Source organism: Bradyrhizobium hipponense, from assembly GCF_008123965.1.
Taxonomy (GTDB): Bacteria; Pseudomonadota; Alphaproteobacteria; order Rhizobiales; family Xanthobacteraceae; genus Bradyrhizobium; species Bradyrhizobium hipponense.
This window is the reverse complement of record NZ_VSTH01000051.1, coordinates 16,398-34,203: the sequence shown is the minus strand read 5'-3', so window position 1 is coordinate 34,203 and position 17,806 is coordinate 16,398. Positions and strand designations below refer to the sequence as shown.

27 protein-coding genes are annotated in these 17,806 nt (G+C 61.0%); 25 read left to right on the top strand and 2 right to left on the bottom strand.

The features are described from left to right. Positions 1 to 10 precede the first annotated feature (10 nt). From FXV83_RS16065 to FXV83_RS15995, 14 genes are all read left to right on the top strand, one after another. On the top strand, positions 11 to 2,137 hold the full coding sequence (locus FXV83_RS16065) for an ATP-binding protein (protein WP_148740383.1): 2,127 nt from the start codon (positions 11 to 13) through the stop codon (positions 2,135 to 2,137). Between the two features lie 19 nt (positions 2,138 to 2,156). Then, a complete protein-coding gene (locus FXV83_RS16060; protein WP_148740382.1) occupies positions 2,157 to 2,621 on the top strand; it encodes a hypothetical protein in 465 nt (154 codons plus the stop codon). Between the two features lie 135 nt (positions 2,622 to 2,756). Further along, positions 2,757 to 3,083 carry a DUF7717 family protein gene (locus tag FXV83_RS16055; RefSeq protein WP_148740381.1) on the top strand — a complete coding sequence of 109 codons (327 nt, stop codon included), beginning with the start codon at positions 2,757 to 2,759 and terminating at the stop codon, positions 3,081 to 3,083. A gap of 4 nt (positions 3,084 to 3,087) precedes the next feature. Continuing rightward, a complete protein-coding gene (locus FXV83_RS16050; RefSeq protein WP_148740380.1) occupies positions 3,088 to 3,276 on the top strand; it encodes a hypothetical protein in 189 nt (62 codons plus the stop codon). Beyond that, complete coding sequence (locus FXV83_RS16045) at positions 3,273 to 3,635, top strand: hypothetical protein (RefSeq protein ID WP_148740379.1); 363 nt, start codon at positions 3,273 to 3,275, stop codon at positions 3,633 to 3,635. The genes FXV83_RS16050 and FXV83_RS16045 overlap by 4 nt, the downstream gene beginning before the upstream one ends. Positions 3,636 to 3,720: 85 nt before the next feature. Continuing rightward, the gene (locus FXV83_RS16040; protein WP_148740378.1) at positions 3,721 to 5,301 is read left to right on the top strand and encodes a UvrD-helicase domain-containing protein; all 1,581 of its coding nucleotides are present in this window, start codon (positions 3,721 to 3,723) and stop codon (positions 5,299 to 5,301) included. Continuing rightward, a complete protein-coding gene (locus FXV83_RS16035; protein WP_148740377.1) occupies positions 5,298 to 5,660 on the top strand; it encodes a hypothetical protein in 363 nt (120 codons plus the stop codon). Before FXV83_RS16040 ends, FXV83_RS16035 begins: the two co-directional genes overlap by 4 nt. 20 nt (positions 5,661 to 5,680) lie before the next feature. Continuing rightward, entirely contained in the window at positions 5,681 to 6,445 is a 765-nt protein-coding gene (locus FXV83_RS16030) for a hypothetical protein (protein ID WP_148740376.1), read from the top strand. Further along, on the top strand, positions 6,438 to 6,623 hold the full coding sequence (locus tag FXV83_RS16025; RefSeq protein WP_148740375.1) for a hypothetical protein: 186 nt from the start codon (positions 6,438 to 6,440) through the stop codon (positions 6,621 to 6,623). Before FXV83_RS16030 ends, FXV83_RS16025 begins: the two co-directional genes overlap by 8 nt. 28 nt (positions 6,624 to 6,651) lie before the next feature. Next, entirely contained in the window at positions 6,652 to 7,035 is a 384-nt protein-coding gene (locus tag FXV83_RS16020; RefSeq protein WP_148740374.1) for a hypothetical protein, read from the top strand. Further along, positions 7,028 to 7,327: a hypothetical protein gene (locus FXV83_RS16015; RefSeq protein WP_148740373.1), complete on the top strand. Its 300-nt coding sequence runs from the start codon at positions 7,028 to 7,030 to the stop codon at positions 7,325 to 7,327. The genes FXV83_RS16020 and FXV83_RS16015 overlap by 8 nt, the downstream gene beginning before the upstream one ends. Beyond that, the gene (locus FXV83_RS16010; RefSeq protein WP_148740372.1) at positions 7,324 to 7,503 is read left to right on the top strand and encodes a hypothetical protein; all 180 of its coding nucleotides are present in this window, start codon (positions 7,324 to 7,326) and stop codon (positions 7,501 to 7,503) included. Before FXV83_RS16015 ends, FXV83_RS16010 begins: the two co-directional genes overlap by 4 nt. A gap of 386 nt (positions 7,504 to 7,889) precedes the next feature. Next, positions 7,890 to 8,168 carry a helix-turn-helix domain-containing protein gene (locus tag FXV83_RS16000; RefSeq protein WP_148740371.1) on the top strand — a complete coding sequence of 93 codons (279 nt, stop codon included), beginning with the start codon at positions 7,890 to 7,892 and terminating at the stop codon, positions 8,166 to 8,168. Continuing rightward, positions 8,165 to 8,539 (top strand): hypothetical protein, encoded by a 375-nt coding sequence (locus FXV83_RS15995; protein ID WP_148740370.1) that lies wholly within the window; start codon positions 8,165 to 8,167, stop codon positions 8,537 to 8,539. The genes FXV83_RS16000 and FXV83_RS15995 overlap by 4 nt, the downstream gene beginning before the upstream one ends. A 32-nt stretch (positions 8,540 to 8,571) precedes the next feature. Here FXV83_RS15995 and FXV83_RS15990 read toward each other — a convergent pair whose 3' ends face one another. Together FXV83_RS15990 and FXV83_RS42730 are read right to left on the bottom strand one after the other, a co-directional pair. Beyond that, positions 8,572 to 9,279 (bottom strand): helix-turn-helix domain-containing protein, encoded by a 708-nt coding sequence (locus tag FXV83_RS15990; protein WP_148740369.1) that lies wholly within the window; start codon positions 9,277 to 9,279, stop codon positions 8,572 to 8,574. Positions 9,280 to 9,565: 286 nt separating this feature from the next. Further along, positions 9,566 to 10,024 carry a RuvC family protein gene (locus tag FXV83_RS42730; protein WP_210250737.1) on the bottom strand — a complete coding sequence of 153 codons (459 nt, stop codon included), beginning with the start codon at positions 10,022 to 10,024 and terminating at the stop codon, positions 9,566 to 9,568. Here FXV83_RS42730 and FXV83_RS45430 point away from each other — a divergent pair. The 11 genes from FXV83_RS45430 to FXV83_RS15935 all read left to right on the top strand — a co-directional run bounded on the left by FXV83_RS45430 (position 9,980) and on the right by FXV83_RS15935 (position 17,797). After that, positions 9,980 to 10,186, top strand: coding sequence for a DUF2201 family putative metallopeptidase (locus FXV83_RS45430; protein WP_187435942.1), 207 nt, complete (start codon positions 9,980 to 9,982; stop codon positions 10,184 to 10,186). The genes FXV83_RS42730 and FXV83_RS45430 overlap by 45 nt on opposite strands. A 116-nt stretch (positions 10,187 to 10,302) precedes the next feature. Beyond that, positions 10,303 to 11,103, top strand: a complete 801-nt coding sequence (locus FXV83_RS15980) for a helix-turn-helix domain-containing protein (protein WP_187435941.1) — start codon at positions 10,303 to 10,305, stop codon at positions 11,101 to 11,103. A 206-nt stretch (positions 11,104 to 11,309) separates the two neighbouring features. Beyond that, positions 11,310 to 12,863, top strand: coding sequence for an AAA family ATPase (locus FXV83_RS15975; protein ID WP_148740367.1), 1,554 nt, complete (start codon positions 11,310 to 11,312; stop codon positions 12,861 to 12,863). A gap of 62 nt (positions 12,864 to 12,925) precedes the next feature. Continuing rightward, a complete protein-coding gene (ssb, locus tag FXV83_RS15970; protein WP_148740366.1) occupies positions 12,926 to 13,564 on the top strand; it encodes a single-stranded DNA-binding protein in 639 nt (212 codons plus the stop codon). A gap of 160 nt (positions 13,565 to 13,724) precedes the next feature. Continuing rightward, entirely contained in the window at positions 13,725 to 14,057 is a 333-nt protein-coding gene (locus tag FXV83_RS15965; protein ID WP_148740365.1) for a hypothetical protein, read from the top strand. Next, entirely contained in the window at positions 14,057 to 14,401 is a 345-nt protein-coding gene (locus FXV83_RS15960) for a hypothetical protein (RefSeq protein ID WP_148740364.1), read from the top strand. Before FXV83_RS15965 ends, FXV83_RS15960 begins: the two co-directional genes overlap by 1 nt. Positions 14,402 to 14,409: 8 nt before the next feature. Further along, positions 14,410 to 15,258, top strand: a complete 849-nt coding sequence (locus FXV83_RS15955; protein WP_148740363.1) for a hypothetical protein — start codon at positions 14,410 to 14,412, stop codon at positions 15,256 to 15,258. Beyond that, a complete protein-coding gene (locus FXV83_RS15950) occupies positions 15,258 to 15,890 on the top strand; it encodes a hypothetical protein (RefSeq protein WP_148740362.1) in 633 nt (210 codons plus the stop codon). Before FXV83_RS15955 ends, FXV83_RS15950 begins: the two co-directional genes overlap by 1 nt. After that, positions 15,877 to 16,128 (top strand): hypothetical protein, encoded by a 252-nt coding sequence (locus tag FXV83_RS15945; RefSeq protein ID WP_148740361.1) that lies wholly within the window; start codon positions 15,877 to 15,879, stop codon positions 16,126 to 16,128. Before FXV83_RS15950 ends, FXV83_RS15945 begins: the two co-directional genes overlap by 14 nt. Further along, on the top strand, positions 16,125 to 16,802 hold the full coding sequence (gene dnaQ, locus FXV83_RS15940; RefSeq protein WP_148740360.1) for a DNA polymerase III subunit epsilon: 678 nt from the start codon (positions 16,125 to 16,127) through the stop codon (positions 16,800 to 16,802). The genes FXV83_RS15945 and dnaQ overlap by 4 nt, the downstream gene beginning before the upstream one ends. A 29-nt stretch (positions 16,803 to 16,831) precedes the next feature. Next, a complete protein-coding gene (locus tag FXV83_RS15935; RefSeq protein ID WP_187435940.1) occupies positions 16,832 to 17,797 on the top strand; it encodes a YqaJ viral recombinase family protein in 966 nt (321 codons plus the stop codon). Positions 17,798 to 17,806 lie beyond the last annotated feature (9 nt).

Here is a 17,806-nt window from a genome sequence, read left to right as displayed (position 1 = left end):
AACACACCCAATGAAGCTTGGAATGAAGCAGCACGCCCACATCGCAACCGGCGTCAAGAAGGAGATCAAGGTCGCGTTCGAGACCAACGCGGTGGCCTTCTACGCCACGTTCTCCGGTCTGGCGAAGGACAAGATCGGCTATCCGATGCGCGAGCTGTCGACCAACGCCTGGGACGTCGCCCGCGGCAATTTCGAGGTTCACCTTCCAACCCGCCTCAACCCGGTCTTCCGCATCCGCGACTACGGCACCGGCATGTCCGAAGAGGCCATGGAGAACGTCTACGCCAAGCCGTACGCCTCCACCAAGCGCGACACCAACACTGAGGTTGGTGGCTGGGGCATCGGCTCCAAGAGCCCGTATGCCTACCTGATCGGCGATACCGGCTCCGGCAGCTACAACATCACCTCGTATTACAACGGCCGGATGCTGGCCTACATCATGTCGCTTGCCGACGACGGCATGCCGAAGATGGACCTGCTGCACGACGGTCCGACCGATCAGCCGAACGGCATGGAGGTTTCCTTCGCTGTCCGCCGCGACGACATCGAAGGCTTCGCCAAGGCCGCCCGCGACATCCTCTGGTCGTTCCAACCCCGCCCGACGATTTTCCCCGAGGGTGCGGTGACCTGGAAGGAGCCGGTCGTGCTCAGCGAGGGCGACAACTGGACCAAGTACAAGGAAGGCTCGGTCCCCTTCTACGGCCCCCGCGTTCGCATGGGCTGCGTGATGTATCCGTTCGATCTCGACCAGGTCGAGACCAGCGGCTTCCTCGACTACGACGACGTCGTCCTGTTCGATGCGCCGATCGGCTCGCTGAAGGTCATCCTGTCCCGCGAAGAGCTGGCCTACGACGAGACGACCAAGACGACGCTGAAGTCCCTCGTCAAGCAGTATGAGGACAGCTTCATCGAGCAGCTGCGCGAGAAGGTGGACGCGGCCGAGACCCTGTTTGAAGCCGCCGCCATCTTCGAGAAGGAGACGGAGACGCTCGGCCGGTCCCGCACTGAGCGGCTGCGGAGCATCGTCGACTGGCAGGGCCTGCGCATCACCGAGACCCTGTCGAAGGCCAACTGCAAGATGGACACCCTCGGCGAGGGCTGGCAGCAGTTCGACAAGTTCGAGGACACCACGGTCCGCACCCAGTGGGCGGCCGATGCCACGGTCGTCATCGAGCACAACCCGAGCTACTCGCTGAGCCGCTTCCACATGGCTCAGCTGGTCGGGAAGAAGGTCCTCTGGGTCCGCTGCAAGCGCCTGTTCCGCGACGATGTTCTGGCTGCCCTCGGCAATCCCGAGGTCATCGAGCTGGACACCTTCAAGGTGCCGGTGACCAAGCGCGTCAGCAAGACGATCCGCAAGCGCAAGACCATCATGGTCACGTCCGGTGGTCGGCTGCAGCGCCTCACCCAGGACGTCGACCTGGCCGAGGGTGGCCTGATGGTGGAGCAGTTCCCGAGCTACACCCGGCGTCGCGGTGGCTCGAACGACTTCTACCGCCTACACGGCAGCCAGACCGCCTCGATCTCGTTCAGCGATGTCGAGGGCTTCGTGATGACCGCGTTCGAGTTTGGTCTGATCGAGGTTGGCACGGTCATTCTGGTGAAGAGCCAGGACCAGGTCGTGCAAGGTGACTGGACCATGCTCGCCGACGACATGATCCAGCCGATCCGCGACAAGGTGAACGTCGCCGAGTTCACCGGTCTGCACAAGAAGTCGCTCAACAATCTGAACCATAACCTCCAGGAAGTGGCGAAGATGGAGCCCTTCGCCAAGGCTCCGGCAGACATCAAGCTGTTCCACGAGGATCTGAAAACCCTCTACGCTCAGCTTGAGAGCAACTCCACCGCATCGACCGACAGCGATAAGGCGTTCGCTGCTCTCAAGAAGGTCGGCGTCGAGGTCAACAAGCCAGACGTGGCTTGCCCGATCGCGGCGATCAGCAAGCGGTTCGAGGTCCTGTGCGGCGAGTACATGCTGCTCAAGGCCATCGTCGAACAGCACACCTACTACTCCCATCGCAACACCGAGAAGATTGCCAAGCTCGAACACTACTTCGAGCTGCTGTCTCGCCCGGCGGCTGCGAACGACAACGAAGAGGTCGAGTTCACCGGCGCTGAACTCGATCAGGCTGCCTAACACGAAACCGGAGCGCAACATGATTGCCAGCGTCATCACTGACACATCGATCTTCTTCATCGCACAGGGTCGGCCATGGACCCTGGCGGTGGATCATCCCGCATTCGAGCAGATAAAGAGCCGACTCGGTGAGGGGTGCGAGGACGAGAACGAGCTTGTTCGCCTTGCGGACGTTCGGGTGGCGGTGAACGACGCCACCGATGGGCGGGCTGTCCTCAGCGAGGATGGCCTGTTCGTCGACGGCGAGCAGATGCCTTCGGCTTGGCAGCAAAGGGCCACGGCTGAACCCGAGGCCACCAAGATCCTGATCGTCAGCCCCGGCGACCAGGTCCGCGTCGAAGGGGACGAGGATGCCCCTGACGGCATCTACACGGTCGGCGACGTCGACAATGACGACCTCGACAAGCGCGTGATGGTCGAGTCCGAGGACGGCTTCCTCGGCTTCGTCGCCAACGCATCCATCAAAGAAATCATCAAGGACTGAGAGCACAAATGGAGAAGCTCTCCAACATGTCGCTCGATGACCTCCGCAAGGCGGTCGCCGAGCTGTAAGCGCTCCGGCCGGGTGGCTCATGCTGTCCGGCCGTTTGCTTGACTGCAAACTTACCAGGAAAATGCAATGGTCCAACCCTTCCAAACCAAATTCGAGCGCAACTTCGGCCCTGCCCTTCAGACATTCTTCGAGGGCTGTCGGCGCATCAACCACGAGCACATGGCGCAGAACTATCCACGGCTGCCGAAGCCGGAGTTCAAGCTGGAGGAGCTGAAGGTTCGCTACCGCGTCCGCCGTGACGGCAGCGTCCACGCCTTCGTCTGCAAGAACACTGGCGACGTGCTGATGCCGGCGAGCTGGTCGAAGCCCGCCAAACACGCCCGCGGCAACATCTTCGACGAGCACAACGGCCTCGCCAAGATGGGCATCTATGGCCCGGCCTACCTGAAGTGACGCCATGTCAGAGCGGTACGTTCACCTGATCGGCGCCGATGACGTGCGGTCTGCTGCAAGCACCATGAGCGCAGCAGCCGACCAGATGCAGCAGGCCGCATCGAACATCTCATTCGCCTTCGAAAGCCACCAACGCTTCCTGGATGACTGGCTCAGCCGACTCCAGGCCACCATTGAACAGAGGCAACCATGACGAAGATGCTGACTAACCTGCAAGAGCGCATCATTGCGCGGATCCTGGCGATGTCCGTCAGCACCAGCCTCTATCTGCGCGAAGGGCACGTCAACTCGCTGAACAACCTGAAGAAGAAGGGGTTCATCGACGAGCACGCCTACACGATGATCCAGACCCACCACCTCACGCCGGCCGGCAAGACCGCGTTCTTCGCCGACAACGACGAGGTGTTCGCGATCGAGGACATCTACGATAACTGCTGGATCATCTTCGAGGACCGCAAGGTCATCGCCCAGCCCCGCAGCGAGGCGAACGCCCAGCGTATCGTCCAGGCCCTGAAGGCGCTGCGTGCCCAGGAGCACCGAGTCGCCGCATAAATTTGCATTTCGCTGGCTTTCTATTTGCTTGAATGCAATCGCAATGCTAACGATCCGCCACTAACCCCGATCCGAGACAGGACACATGCAGACCACAGCAATTCAATGGTCGCCCCAGCAGGCGGCATTCATCAAGGAAGCCCGAACCGGAACCAGCTCTATCGTGCTGATCGCCGTGGCCGGCGCCGGCAAGACCACAACCATCCTCGAAGCGGCCGATGGCATGGGCGGGATCTCGATCATCCTGGCCTACAACAAGAAGATTGCCGAAGAGATCAAGGCCAAGTTGAAGAAGCGCGGCATCGACTGGAAGCGGGTTGAGGCGGCCACCACCCACTCGATCGGCCTGCGGAACTACAAGAAGGCCGTCCCCGGCGTCATCGTCAAGGGCGACAAGGTCGGCGCGATCTGCGCCTCCTGGGTCGAGAACGACGAGATCCCGATCACGCTGGTGCCGCACACCGGCACGATCTGCCACCTGGTGTCGCTCGCCAAGGCCAATGCTGTCGGCGTCCCGGGCCAGGGTCACATCGACGACACCTCGATCTGGGAGGACATCGTCGACCACTTCGATCTGTTTGACGAAGAGCCGCTGCAGAAGAAGGCGGACCAGCTCATCGACGTCGGGATCAAGCTGCTCAAGGCGTCCAACGAGCTGCGACAGGTCGTCGACTTCGATGACATGATCTATCTGCCGCTACTCTACCAGATCAAGTTCTTCGAGTACGACAACGTGATCATGGACGAGGCGCAGGATGCCAACCTATGCCGCAAGCTTCTGGCTGACGCGCTGCTCAAAGAGACCGGCCGGTTCTTCGGCGTCGGCGATCCCCGGCAGGCCATCTACGGCTTCACGGGCGCCGACAACGAGAGCATGGAGAACCTGAAGCAGTATTTCCAGGCGAAGGAAATGCCGCTCACGGTGACCTACCGCTGCCCGAAGAACATCGTCCGGTTCGCTCAGACCTGGGTCGATCACATCCAGGCACACGAGAGCGCGCCGCAGGGCACGGTGACGGCGATGACCTTCGAGGACTTCATGGTGAAGAAGGCGCTTCACTATGGGGACTCGGCGATCCTCTGCCGCAACACCCGGCCGCTGGTGTCCGCCGCCTTCGCACTGATCCGCCAGAACATCCCCTGCCGGATCGAGGGCCGCAACATCGGCGAGGCGCTGATCAAGCTGGCGACCCGCTGGAAGTCGATCTCCACCATCCCCGAGCTGGAAGACAAGCTCGAAGAATGGCTGGACATGGAAACCCAGCGCTGGATGGCCAAGAAGAAGATGGCTCGAGTCCAGGAGGCCGAGGACAAGGCGGAGACACTCAAGGTCGTGATGGATGCTTGCCTCGAAAAGAAGCAGCACCTGATCACCGACGTGGTCGCATACATCAACTCGATCTTCGCCGACAACGTGACGGGCATCCTGACCCTCTCGACGATCCACAAGTCGAAGGGCCGCGAGTGGAAGTACGTGTTCTGGCTCGACCGGTTCGCAACCTGCCCCTCGAAGTACGCCTCCATGCCCTGGGAGATCGAGCAGGAGGACAACCTCTGCTACGTCGCGGCGACCCGTTCGATGAACACCCTCGTCGACCTGGCTGCGCCCGTGCCGAAGCAGAAGCCCGCCAACGACAACAAGGAGCAGCAGGAGAAGGCGGCGTGAAGCTGCACTATCCACACGGAAAGCCGCCAGGGGATCTCGATGTCCTCTGGCGGTGCGAGGCCCAGCGCTACTCCTACGTTGTCGATGCCGACCGCGAGGAGTACGGGGTCACCGATCCTCGCCTCGAATTGCGCTGGTACCCGGTCGATCGCCGGACGCCTAAGGGCGCCTGGTGCTGCGGTGAGTTCGTATTGCTCACCGCATTCAAGAAGAAGTTCTCGGAGTCCGAGGCTGACGCCATCCACGACTTTCAGGCCAGGAAACGGAAGCACATCAAGATCCTGACCAACCAGCTCAAACGTGCAGAGGCCGATCTGGCCCTGACCGAACCGAAGACCCATGCCCTGGTGCTTGCATGAATGCAAATAAGGAGAGACCTATGAACGGTTTCGTTCTCTACCGCGGCCCGTCGATGATCGACGGCAAGCCGATCGTCGTCATCGCCACTGGTCTGGAAGATGGCGGCAGCAACTCAAAGACCGGCCCGATGGTCCAGGTCTACATCCTGCGCGCCGACCAGAACCCGATGCTGGCTGCGCAGCGCGGTGATGACGTTTCGATCTGCGGCACCTGCATCCACATGGGCCGCATCATCACCGACCCCAAGACCGGCGAGAAGAAGAACATCGAGCGCTCCTGCTACGTGACGCTGATGCATGGTCCTCGCGTCGTTTGGGACGCTTTTCAGCGCGGCGTCTACCAGGATGTGCCGCTCACCAAGGCCCGAAAGCTTCTGGCTCGCAAGCGGGTTCGTCTCGGAGCCTACGGCGATCCCGGAGCCGTGCCGGTGAAGATCTGGCAGTCCGCTCTCCAGCTCGTCGACGAGATGACCGGCTACACCCATCGTTGGCGCGAGGTCCCCGAGCTGGCGCAGTTCTGCATGGCCTCCTGCGACAGCGAGGTCGATCGCGTCCTCGCCAAGGCGCTCGGATTCCGAACCTACCGGGTCCGCCCCAAGGGTGAACCCAAGGCCAAGGGCGAGGGTCACTGCCCGGCCGGCGCTGAGATGGGGAAGGCCATCCAGTGTGCCTACTGCCTGCTTTGCGGCGGCCACCGCTCCGGCGGCAAGGCTGACATCACGATCGAGGCGCACGGCACCGGCTCAAAGCACTTCGAACGTTCGAAGGACCTTGAGCATGCGTAAGCCCAAGCAGGGCCCCTGGGACCAGGAGCTGATCGACGAGGACTTCGACGAGACAGCGGTCAGCGACGTCATCAACACCAACAGAGGTGAGCGCAGATCCTCCCCGCGTCGCGGCGGGGAGTACCGCCGCTCGAACCGCTACGTCGAGGACGGATACGGCGAACTCGATTTCGCCTGACCACAATCCACCATCAGAGGAATACATCATGAGCGACACACCTGTGCTCGCAACGTTTCCGGCTACCATTCAGCTGACAGCTCAGCATGTGGCCGACCAGATCATCGCCGCCTTCGAGGGCGGATCGAACTATTGGATCGAGGAAGTCACACCCAAGAAGGGCCGCGAGCTGGCGAAAGAGCGCCCCTGGTACGCTTGTCCGAACGTCTGGTCCGGCGACTTCCTGATCGAGATCAAGGTCCAGGAGGACAAGGCGTACGAGCTGACGCCGGCAAGCATCAAGACCGGCCTCGACTACCTATCGAAGCAAGCCGCATCCCGTATCGCGGAAATCGTCGAAGAGAACGGCGACGCCGAGACCGGCGATGTTTTCCTGCAAGCCTGCCTGTTCGGGGACATCGTCTATGGTTAGCCGTCCGTTCGATCATCGGCATGGCCTGCCGGAGGCCGAGGGGTTCAAGCTCGGGCAGCGCGTGACGATGCTCGATGTCTGCGTCGGCGACGACCACGAAGATAACGAGCACACGATCCTGCCCGGCGCTGACGGCATCATCGAGTGCATCGAGATGCTCGCCCCTCCGCAGGGCCTCACCTTCACCGTGTGGATCCCCGTCAACGAGATGGAAGGCCGGGGGATCGTCAACGTCTTTGATCAGGGCGACGGCCCGATCACCAACTTCATCAAATCCAAGGAGTCACCATGAAGACGAAGCCCGTGCCCGCGATGTTCGTTGTGTGGGCGCTGACGAAGCCTGGTCCGAAGTGGCGTCAGGTTTCCGAGCCGATGGACCGCGCCGAGCTTGTGTTGGTCATCCGTGATCAATGGAAGCTTGGCCGCATGGCTCGCATCGAGCGAGCACCGGTTGCCGAAGCCGCCTGATCGAAAACAAATCCAACAGGTTGCGAAAAGCAAATGAGTGTTTACCTACTTCACTTCGAGCCGAGCTATTTACATGCGGCTCACTACATCGGCTGGTGTCACGATGAAACTCCAGACAGACGCCTGGAACAACATCTCAACGGCAGAGGGTCACCCCTTGTTAAAGCCGCCGTGGCCGCCGGCAGCCTGGTCCATGTCGCGCAGTTCTACCCAGGCGCCTCCCGCACCTTCGAGCGGAAGCTGAAGAACTGGGGTAGCGCCAGGAAATGGTGCCCTGCATGCGGCATAGGTGCCCGACCGGTGCCGGTATGCCTGGATTAGGGCAACTGCGGTTCCCCTCAGCCGTTATCCCTCTTGCCCTTTCGCGCCTTCAGAAAGGTTGTGAAATGACCCCTAGTCGTAATGCGTCCAGGAAGTTCCTTACCGGCGAAGAGGTTCGGGCGTTCCGAGTTTCCCGCGACCTAACGCAGACCGAGCTGGCCGATTGGCTCGGACTGACGCCTCAGGCCATCGGCAAGTACGAAATCCGCGGCGTGACCAAGGCGACCGCCTTGGCATTTGCAGCGATCAATCGTGGCCTGCAACCATTCAAGCCAACGAAGGACGACATGTCTGCAGTCAAGGTCCATGACCGAATGCGTCTCCTTCGTAAGGAGGATTCATGAAGCGTAGTGCGGCGCAGTCAGTTCCCAAGCTGATAACGCGCCCGATTAACCCAAAGTTCAAAGACCGCCTGCCTGAAATCATGACGGAGATCGGTGACCAGTTGCTTGTCATCGAGCCGGCCGTCGATCGGGTGACGGTCGTGTTGCGTGAGTTCCTGGACTACCTCGACTTCGAGATCCAGAAGACAGCGTTGGAGATCCAGCGGCTCAAATGGGAGCCGCAGGTCGACCTTCCATCATTGCGAGAGGCTGAAGAATGGCTGAAGCAGCTCGCCCAGCTGGAGGAGGACTTCAAGGTGGACGTCATGACGTCACCGCCCAAGACGATCAGGGCGATGGCTGAACGTGTCCGCAAGATGTTCGAAGTGTAGGCCTGTAAGTCAAAACTGACTTACAGGTCTGATCAGCTCTTCACAAAGATGGTGACGATAGCAATGTCCCCGATGTCATCGAAGGACACTACTTCATCTTCCGTCGCCGGGATGGTCTTCGTGAGCTTCAACCCAGCCTCGGTGATGTCCATCAGAAGACGGACGCGAGCACGTCCGTTCTTGTCGGTGACAACAATGGTGTCGCCGGCCACTGGATCGCGGCGCTTGGTCGCGAACATCAGTGAACCCGACTTGAACCAAGGGTCGAAGGTGTTGTCCGGCATGTGGAAGGCGAATGCAGTCTCGTCGCCCTCCAGCTGAGGCGGAGCCGGGACATACGAGTCCCGCCCCGCGCTCACCGTCGACTGCAACGACGCCGGCAGCGACGAGATGTGCTTAAGCTCGACAGTCGGCTGCCGCGTACGGACGGTGCCGAGCGAGCGAATGTTCTCGTCAGCCTCGTCGCCATTGCCGTCACCGCGCTCACCCTCGGCGCCGAGCGCCTGCATGACCTTCTTCGGGATAGGATAGCCCGATCCATCAGCAATCTTCTGCAAGGTCGTGACGGTGGGCACGAAGGGGTGCTTAGGATTGTTCAGCAGTCGAAGAATGGTCGAGGGAGCCAGTTCGGCGGCACGGGCCAAGTCAGTCCCGTTCCACTTCTTGCGGTCCAGGATGTGATCGATCCACTCGATCACAAGCTGCTTGGCTTTAGTGTTGGCCGCGGGAGCCTGTTTCATATTTGTATTTTCTACCAATGACACTTGCGATCCTCCATAGCACGGTTCGCGAAGAATTTCTTTTCCGTCACCTGAAGGAGACCGGAGTTGAATTATTGCTTTGCTCGAAATCTCAGAAGATTTGCATTCATGGTCGTTGGCTCCAATCCGTTTGCGCGGATGCTAATACGCCACCTACGCGAGGTTCCGCACGATTGCAAACGTTTTTTTGTTCTCTATACGTTCCAAAATCGCCGGAAAGTGCAAACGAATCAATAGTCTCGGACCGACTCGGTCGCTTGAAATTTCAGCCAAGGTTCTTGTGGGTCGCTCGCAGCAATGCAAGCGTCTGCTTGAACTGACTGGTTCGAATGCCAGCATGAGTCACTGCGATCGAGTCCGCGACGTGCTCGTTGTCGTCGTGCAAGTCACCGGCTTTCCGCCTCTTCTGGCCCCGGGTGACGTCTTTTTGATAGCGAATCCAGTCAGCGTCCGGGTAGAGCGCCGCAGCCCAGGCGATGATCTCCGGCTTCTCGGCCGTTTGCACACCGACGCTGGCGAGCTTGGTCTCTGAGGGCATGACCTCGATCAGCGGGATCGGCGACGACGCCAGGATCCCGATCGACATGCCAAAGCCGAGCGCGCTGCGGGAATGCTGCGAGCCTGATGGTACCTCGGTAAAGCCGAGAATGCAGTCCTTCAGCTCCTCCTGGAAGCCCTGGTGCAGCTCCTGAGCCCGGCGCAGGTCGTCGGAGTTCTGGCGCACCACCTTCTTGGAACCGCGCTGCGGCACCGTGCAGATCGTTCTGAAGCGTTCCAACCGGAGTTCGAGGGTGTCGCAGTCCAGGAGCATGCGGCAGATGCCGAAATTGGACATCGACGGATCAATGCCGGCCACACGAATTATCGAACCCACCTGAACCCCTAGTGCTGTGTTCCAGATTTGCACCCACATCTCGTGGCTTGCATTTTTACTTGCATTCGTGCAAATACACCGCCCCGGGTTTGGGTGTCAAGCCCACCCCCAACGACATGGACATCCGAATGAGTATCGAAGCCCTCGACTGGGCCTTCAAGCTGAACCGCGACGACATGACGTCGACGATGAAGCTGGTGCTCCTCGTCCTGGCCGACTTTGCCGGTGACGAAGACGAGGCCTATCCGAGACAGACCACTATCAGCGCCCGCAGCATGCTGACCCGCGAGGCGGTCAACAAGAACCTGAAGAAGCTCGAAGATATCGGCATCATCGAGTCGACCGGCCGGACGCATCCGACCGGCGCCACCAGGTCGTCAGTCTACAAGCTGATGATCGACAGCCCGCGGCGCAAGGACGCACGGGACACCGACAAGAGTGTGAACGAGGATCACCCCCATGGTGTGAACGACAATCACAGGGGTGAGAACGACAATCACACCCGCAGTGAAGCTGGTTCACACCGGGGTGAGAACGGGGATCACACCTTTAACCACCCAAAAGAAGAACCTCCCAAAGAACCTCCCACCAAGAACCGGCGCACGGCGCCTTGGCCGACAGACTTCCGGAAGCAGTTCTGGAATCTCTACCCGAAGAAGCCGGGCGATAGCCGCAAGGCTGCGTGGCTGAAGCTGGAGAAGGTCGAGCGCGAGGACGAGGTCGAGTTCACCGACCTGATGACCGGCCTTCGCTACTACGCCGAGCGCATGAACGCGGAGATCAAACAGGACCCCACCAGGGTCAAGTACATCGCCGCCGCGTCGGTTTGGATCAACCAGGCCCGATGGGAGACGGAGCGCCCGCCAGTCAAGCGCACCTCCGTCAACGAGTGGGCTGGCGTGAACGGCCGACGCGCCACGGCGATCTGACATGGCCGGCGTCGACATCGAGAAGGTGTTGTCCGAGGAGCGGATCAAGGTCCGCTCCATCAAATTCGGCAACCAGTACGCCCTCTGTCCGCAGTGCTCGCACAAGCGGAAGGGGGCGCACAAGAAAATCAAGTGCCTCAGCGTCAAGATCGACGTGAGCGGCGTGGTGTGGAACTGCAAAAATTGCGGATGGGTTGGATCTGAGAATGCTAAACGAGAAGCACGCGAGGGGAATCGAGGACCGCGGCCTCAGCGTGGAAATGTCGGCGGCTATGGGGCTCTACAGCGGGCGTCGCTTGCACGATGGGTCAATCGTACCTGACGAGCGCGGCAACATCCTCTGCTGGCCTTATTTCGAATACGGCGAGGAGATCAACACGAAGTACCGCTGGGCACAGGATGGCCAGCGTCGCTTCCAGCAAAGACCGAACGCACCCAAGACCGTCTTCAACGCGGACGTACTGCTCAACGAGCAGTCGATGCTGCAGTTGGAGTGCGGCCAGGAGTCGCTGATCTGGGTCGAGGGCGAGTTCGACGTGCAGGCCGGTAAGGAGTCCGGCTACGAGCACATCATCTCGGTTCCCGATGGGGCGCCCCCTGCCCGTGACGCCAAAGGCAAGCTGATCCATGTTCCGGACGACGCCCGGGACATCGACCCGGATGATGACGACAAGTTCGCCTTCATGTCCCGCCTGATGGAGCACATCATGCGGGTCAAGCACCACATCATCTGCACCGATGGTGACGAGCCCGGCCGCCGGCTGGCGAAGGAGCTGGTCAGACGCATCGGTCCGGCCAAGTGCTTCTGGGCTGAGTACCCGAAGGACGAGGTCGTCCCCGACAAGAGGAACAAGGGCAAGCTGCGCGCCCCCAAGGACCTCAACGAGGTCAAGCAGTATCTCGGCGCCGAGCGCGTCCGGGAGATGATCGATAATGCCAGGCCCTGGCCCGTCACCGGTCTGTTCCGCCTCTCGGACTATCCGGAGATGGAGATCCCGGTCATGTGCGAGATCGGCCTGTCCGACGAGCTGGACAAGCTGATGAAGTTCTACGGCGGCCAGTTCGTGGTCTGCACGGGCGTGCCGAACGTCGGTAAGTCGACCTTCATCAACCAGGCGGCGGTGATCCTGGCCAAGAAGCACAAGTGGCCGATCGCCATCTTCTCGGGCGAGAAGGACGTCAAGCCGTTCCTGGCGTACGAGCTGATGACCGCGTATCTCGAAAAGGAGCGCGCGGCCTGGTCGTTCGAGGAGAAGAAGAAAGCCGAGGCGTTTGTCGAGCGCTACTTCCAGTTCATCGACTATGACGAGACGGCGGACTTCGACATCGACCTGGACTTCCTGATCGAGCGCGCCGCGACCGCGGTGTTTCGTGACGGAGTCCGCATGCTGCTGATCGACCCGTGGAACGAGCTGGAGCACAGCCGGCCCGGCTCCATGTCGCTGACTGAATACGTCGGCAAGGCGATCAAAAAGCTGAAGCGGTTCGCCAAGCAGTTTGGCGTCTGCGTGGTCGTCGTCGCTCACCCGACGAAGCTGGACCCCGGCATGGTTCCCGGGCTGTACAGCATCTCGGACTCGGCTCACTGGGCGAACAAGCCGGACCTCGGCATCGTGGTCCATGGCGACGACCCGGATAACCCGAACTCGAGGAAGATCATCATCCCGAAGGTGCGACTGAAGCGGATCGCCGGCAACACCGGCACCGCCCTGATGCTCTTCAACGAGAAGACCGGCCTGTTCATGGGGCCAGAATTTTGAAATAGCGCTTGCTTGAATGCAAACGCTATGCTAATGCAAACGTCGAAAAGGAGAGACCACAAATGGCATCAAGTCTGAACCGTGTTGAGCTGATTGGTCGGCTCGGCAAGGACCCCGAGATCCGTCACCTGAACGGTGGCAGCTCTGTCGCGAACTTCAGCGTCGCCACCAGCGAGAGCTGGAAGGACAAGCGTTCCGGCGAGCGCGTCGAGAAGACGGAGTGGCACCGCATCGTCGTCTGGAACGAGAACACCATCAAGTTCGTCGAGAGCTACCTCAAGAAGGGCGACCTCGTCCGTCTCGAAGGCAAGCTCCAGACCCGCGAGTGGGAAGACAACGACGGCAACAAGAAGTACGCGACCGAGGTGATGATCCCCGCCTTCGCGCCGATCGATGCCCTGATGAAGCTGTCGTTCGACAACGACAACCGCGGCGGCAGCGATAACCGTGACGATGACCGCGGCTCCAGCCGTGGTGGTCGCAACAACAGCCGCGACGACCGCGATGACCGCGGCGGCAACAGCCGCTCCTCGGGTCGCTCGTCGAGCCGCGATGATCGGGATGACCGCGGCGGTAGCCGTGGCCGTGACGATCGGGATGATCGCGGTGGCCGTGATGACCGTGGCAGCAGCCGCGGCGGTAACGGCGGCGGCAACGGCGGCGGTCGCAACAACGACCTGGACGACGACATCCCCTTTTGACGACTGCAAAGGCGATGACGTCCTGACCAAGCTTCGGACTGGTCAGTTCTACTGAGCTTCCCCGTTGAGCGGGGAAAATCGAGGGGCGCCCTGTTGGTTGTGCGTGCCAGGGCGCCCCTTTTCACATTCCATCATTTGCACGAATGCAAGCGGAGTTATAATGCAACTCATCCAAGTTGAGGACGGTCAGACGGTTGGCGAGGCGCTGGCTCAGGCTGGTGCTCCCGACGAAGTGGTCGCCCTCATGAACAACATCTTCGGCACCGACCCCGCTGGTCCGGAGCTGTCGATCTTCGCTCAGCAGGGCCCCGACGACGAGGAAGACGAAGACGAGTTCGACGTCGACTTCGAGCCCGACTTCGATCTGTCCGACGAGCCCGAGATGGCTCACGAGGACAAGGTCGAGGCGGTGGCTCAGCTCGGCCGGATCCTCGAAGGCGTCAGCCTCGCGGTCGAGACCCACGCTAGCCTGCTGAAGAGCTTGGTGGCGTAATGGCGAGAACCGTCCTGGAAATCGGTCCGGGCGCTCTCTCCGAGTATTACGAATGGCTCAAGGGCGCCGCCAATGGCGACGTCCTGGTCTACTGGCAGGGTGACCTCCAGTTCGACCGCCAGGTCGTGGTGCCCGAAAGCGACGTGCTCCGGTCCGCCGAACGCACCCGCGTTCAAGCCCTCAACTTCGTTGCCGACCGCGTCCTCGCCGACAGCAAGGACGGCCTGCTGCACCTCACGCAGCAGCGCATCGGCACGAACCTCTTCGAGTACCGCGCCACCCGGCGCCGAGTCCTCGGGGGCAAACCCGTCGCCACGCAGAAGCCCACCCTCGTTCCCGCCTGAGGATCAATATGGAAAGCCAGAGCGCCAGAGCGATTGTGATCGGCTGGATCAACCAGATCTTGGAGACCAAGGACTGGAGCATCACCGATCTGGCTCGCAATGCAGGACTGCAACCGTCGACGCTGACCCGCCTGATGGGCAAGCCCGACAAGCCGTTCGGCTACAAGCCAATGACGACGCTGAAGAGCATCGCTGGTGGCTCTGGCGTTCCGATCCCGGACGACGTGCTGAAGGCGATCGAGACCGTGAAGCCGATTGTCGACAAGGAGGACAAGCTGTCCACCTCCGTCGAGCAGGACGCAACGCTGGTTCTCGGTTGGCTGCGGCGCGGTGCCGAGCTGGCCTACGACCTCAAGGGGTACGAGGAAGCCCGGCATAACGACGTGATTTGGCAGCTCCTCGTGGAGTCGGTCGCCATCGTCGACAAGCTTCCCGACCAGGAGAAGCGCTGGCTCACCTCCGGTCGCCGCTCAGGCGGCTGGAACATGATCGGCATGTCGCGTGCCGAGCTGATCGAGATCGAGCGCATCCGCCTCCTCTCGGCGATGAAGCCCTTCGACGGCGACACCAAGACTGCTCCGCAGCGGGACGACATCGACCGCGCACTTGGCGTGCTGGAATGGTTGCGATGGTGCAACTGCGCCCGCATGCCCAAGCGCCTGGTCAAGGCCGCTATGGCGCTCGCTCGTGGTGGCGACAAGGACATCGTCCACCGCCACTACCGTCCGAACAGCAAGCCCAAGCACACGGACATCCACGAGATCAGGACCCGCACGGTCGGCTTCATCCTGAAAGGTCTCAAGAACGACCTCGGCATCGTGCCGGGGAATGGCATCACCTTCAAAGAGGTTCACTAATGAACGACCTGCCGCTGCCCGCCAGACTCGACATCGACCAGATCGTCGAACACTCCTTCAAGGACCTTCACGTCAAGGGCTTCGATTATCTCTGCCTCCAGCGCTCTCCGGAGGAGACGATCAAGCTGTACTTCTTCGACGGTGACGTCTCGGCGATGCCCGAGGTCGTTGCACCGCACGATCACCGCTACGATTTCGAGACCTACGTCGCAGCCGGCGCGGTCGAGAACGTCTGGTTCCGCCGCTCGCTCGTCGATGACGTCGGCGAGGTGTTCAACTGGTTCGAGTACAACACGCCGCTGAACGGCGGCAACGGCTTCACCTTCGCGGGTGAGGAGATCCTGTACGAAGCCAACCGCTACCGCTTCACGAACGGCGAGTCCTACTACATGCAGGCCGATGACCTGCACACCATCCGCATCGCCGGCAACGAGACCGTGCTGATGCTGGTGCAGTTCGAGGACATCCGGCCGCTGGATAAGCCGACCTCGACCTTCTTCAAGGGCAACGCGCCTTCGCTCGACGGGCTCTACAACAAGTTCACCGCCGACGAGGTGATCGCGAAGCTCCGCCAGTTCGAGCAGCGCACAGGCATCACGTTCCGGAAGACGTGGATCCGTGACGCAGCGTAGCCCGGAAGGGGCTAACGCCCACCTCAACCTGCACGCGGCGATCCATGTGCAGGTTGCATCGCTGGAGAGGTTCAAGGCGGCTCTGCTGTCCGGGGCCTCTCCCCACGAGATCGAGCTGGCTCGGTCCGCGTATCTGGCAGCGGCCGAGGCTGTGCTGGATCGCTCCCAGGATCAGCTCTTCGTCCAGATGCGTGAAGACGGCATCGACCCGTTCACCAGGAGACCGATACAACGATGAGGGAGATTATCTTCGACACGGAAACGACTGGGCTCGATCGCAAGAAGGATCGAGTCGTCGAGATCGGCTGTGTCGAGATAGTCGACATGGTCCCTACCGGCAGGACGTTCCACCAATATTGCAACCCGCTGATGCCTGTCAGCCGGGAGGCATACCGGATCCATGGCTTGAGCGACGTCTTCCTCGCAACGAAGCCGACGTTCAAGCGGATCCACAATCGCTTCTTGAGCTTCATCGAGGGGGCCAGACTGGTGGCGCACAACGCCACCTTCGACATCTCGATGATAAATGAAGAGCTGGATCGGCTCGGCATTGCACCGCTTGAGAATGAGGTCGTCGACACCTTGGCCATGGCCAGGGAGGTGCATCCCCGCAGGAAGCACACGCTGGATGCTCTCTGCAGCATCTACAACATCGACACTTCGAGAAGAACCGAACACGGCGCTCTCCTGGACTCCGAGCTTCTGGCTCAAGTCTACGTCGAGATGCGCGGTGGTCTGCAGATCGGCATGCAGCTCGACCTTCTGGCCGGCGCTGCTGAAGAGGAAGAGGTCAAGCCGGCTCGACAGCGACCAACACCGCTGGCGAGCCGACTGACCAACGAGGATATCGCCGCCCACAGGGCCTTCGTCGAGACGCTCGGCGAAAAGGCCATCTGGCGCGAGTACGTTTAACCGTTTGTTTGAATGCAAAGGAAATGAAAATGCGCAGGCGCACTGGACATATCGGCATGAGCGATGAGGCTCGCGCCGCACGCATGAAGTCGATCGGAGGATCGGATGCCAAGATCATCATGTCCGGTGATCAGGCAGCGATCGAGCAGCTCTGGATGGAGAAGCGCGGCGAGGTTCTCCCTGAGGATCTCAGCGACGTCATCCTGATCAATCTCGGCAACCTGACCGAGCCGCTGAACGCCGACCTGTTCGAGGACGAGACCGAGCTGCTGGTCACGGACGAGCAAAAGAAGGTCCACTACTACGCCTGGGACAAGGCACACACCACGCTCGACGGCCTCGTGCGCAAGGCTGAGGACGCGGACCCGATCGCCGTGGTCGAGTTCAAGTTCATGTTCCCGTTCGGCTTCTCGAAGGAGGAGGCGTACGAGAAGTATTACCCGCAGGTCCAGCACAACATGATGGTGACCGATCTGCCCAAGGCCTACCTGTCGATTCTGACAGGTGCCGCCCAGCACGTCATCATCGAAGTCGAGGCCGACCTGTTCTACCAGCTCGCGCTCCTCGAAGCGGAGAAGGACTTCTGGGACTGCGTCGTCACCGGCCGGACGCCTGGCGCTCCGAAGGTCGACATTCCCGTCGCCGAGCGGATCAAGGTCGTCGACATGAGCACGAACAACGAGTGGGGCGACCTCGCCTTCACGCTGCTCAGCACGAAGCCGTCCGTCGAGAAGCACGAGAAGGCGAAGAAAGCCATCAAGCGCCTGTTCCCCGCCGACGCCAAGTCTGCGGCCGGCAAGGGCGTGTCCATCAACCTGTCGAAGGACGGCAAGCAGCTCATCAAGTTCGATGAGGAAGCCATCAAGAAGGCGGTCGAGGACGCAGCGAACATGCCGCCGCCGGCCGAGGAGCCGAAGCCTGAGAAGAAATCCCGGGCTCCGCGCAAGAAGGCAGCCAACAGCAACGAGAAACCCGCCGCAACGGAAGCGGCATAAGGAGCATTC

Coding starts and splice junctions, on each gene's coding strand:
- FXV83_RS16040 (WP_148740378.1), top strand. CDS start 3,721: ATGCAGACCACAGCAATTCAATGGTCGCCCCAGCAGGCGGCATTCATC.
- dnaQ (WP_148740360.1), top strand. CDS start 16,125: ATGAGGGAGATTATCTTCGACACGGAAACGACTGGGCTCGATCGCAAG.
- FXV83_RS15975 (WP_148740367.1), top strand. CDS start 11,310: ATGCTAAACGAGAAGCACGCGAGGGGAATCGAGGACCGCGGCCTCAGC.
- FXV83_RS16065 (WP_148740383.1), top strand. CDS start 11: ATGAAGCTTGGAATGAAGCAGCACGCCCACATCGCAACCGGCGTCAAG.
- FXV83_RS16060 (WP_148740382.1), top strand. CDS start 2,157: ATGATTGCCAGCGTCATCACTGACACATCGATCTTCTTCATCGCACAG.
- FXV83_RS16055 (WP_148740381.1), top strand. CDS start 2,757: ATGGTCCAACCCTTCCAAACCAAATTCGAGCGCAACTTCGGCCCTGCC.
- FXV83_RS15950 (WP_148740362.1), top strand. CDS start 15,258: ATGAACGACCTGCCGCTGCCCGCCAGACTCGACATCGACCAGATCGTC.
- FXV83_RS15990 (WP_148740369.1), bottom strand. CDS start 9,279: ATGAAACAGGCTCCCGCGGCCAACACTAAAGCCAAGCAGCTTGTGATC.
- FXV83_RS15960 (WP_148740364.1), top strand. CDS start 14,057: ATGGCGAGAACCGTCCTGGAAATCGGTCCGGGCGCTCTCTCCGAGTAT.
- FXV83_RS16015 (WP_148740373.1), top strand. CDS start 7,028: ATGGTTAGCCGTCCGTTCGATCATCGGCATGGCCTGCCGGAGGCCGAG.
- FXV83_RS16050 (WP_148740380.1), top strand. CDS start 3,088: ATGTCAGAGCGGTACGTTCACCTGATCGGCGCCGATGACGTGCGGTCT.
- FXV83_RS16030 (WP_148740376.1), top strand. CDS start 5,681: ATGAACGGTTTCGTTCTCTACCGCGGCCCGTCGATGATCGACGGCAAG.
- FXV83_RS15965 (WP_148740365.1), top strand. CDS start 13,725: ATGCAACTCATCCAAGTTGAGGACGGTCAGACGGTTGGCGAGGCGCTG.
- FXV83_RS16025 (WP_148740375.1), top strand. CDS start 6,438: ATGCGTAAGCCCAAGCAGGGCCCCTGGGACCAGGAGCTGATCGACGAG.
- FXV83_RS16000 (WP_148740371.1), top strand. CDS start 7,890: ATGACCCCTAGTCGTAATGCGTCCAGGAAGTTCCTTACCGGCGAAGAG.
- FXV83_RS15955 (WP_148740363.1), top strand. CDS start 14,410: ATGGAAAGCCAGAGCGCCAGAGCGATTGTGATCGGCTGGATCAACCAG.
- FXV83_RS15935 (WP_187435940.1), top strand. CDS start 16,832: ATGCGCAGGCGCACTGGACATATCGGCATGAGCGATGAGGCTCGCGCC.
- FXV83_RS16045 (WP_148740379.1), top strand. CDS start 3,273: ATGACGAAGATGCTGACTAACCTGCAAGAGCGCATCATTGCGCGGATC.
- ssb (WP_148740366.1), top strand. CDS start 12,926: ATGGCATCAAGTCTGAACCGTGTTGAGCTGATTGGTCGGCTCGGCAAG.
- FXV83_RS15995 (WP_148740370.1), top strand. CDS start 8,165: ATGAAGCGTAGTGCGGCGCAGTCAGTTCCCAAGCTGATAACGCGCCCG.
- FXV83_RS16020 (WP_148740374.1), top strand. CDS start 6,652: ATGAGCGACACACCTGTGCTCGCAACGTTTCCGGCTACCATTCAGCTG.
- FXV83_RS15980 (WP_187435941.1), top strand. CDS start 10,303: ATGAGTATCGAAGCCCTCGACTGGGCCTTCAAGCTGAACCGCGACGAC.
- FXV83_RS16010 (WP_148740372.1), top strand. CDS start 7,324: ATGAAGACGAAGCCCGTGCCCGCGATGTTCGTTGTGTGGGCGCTGACG.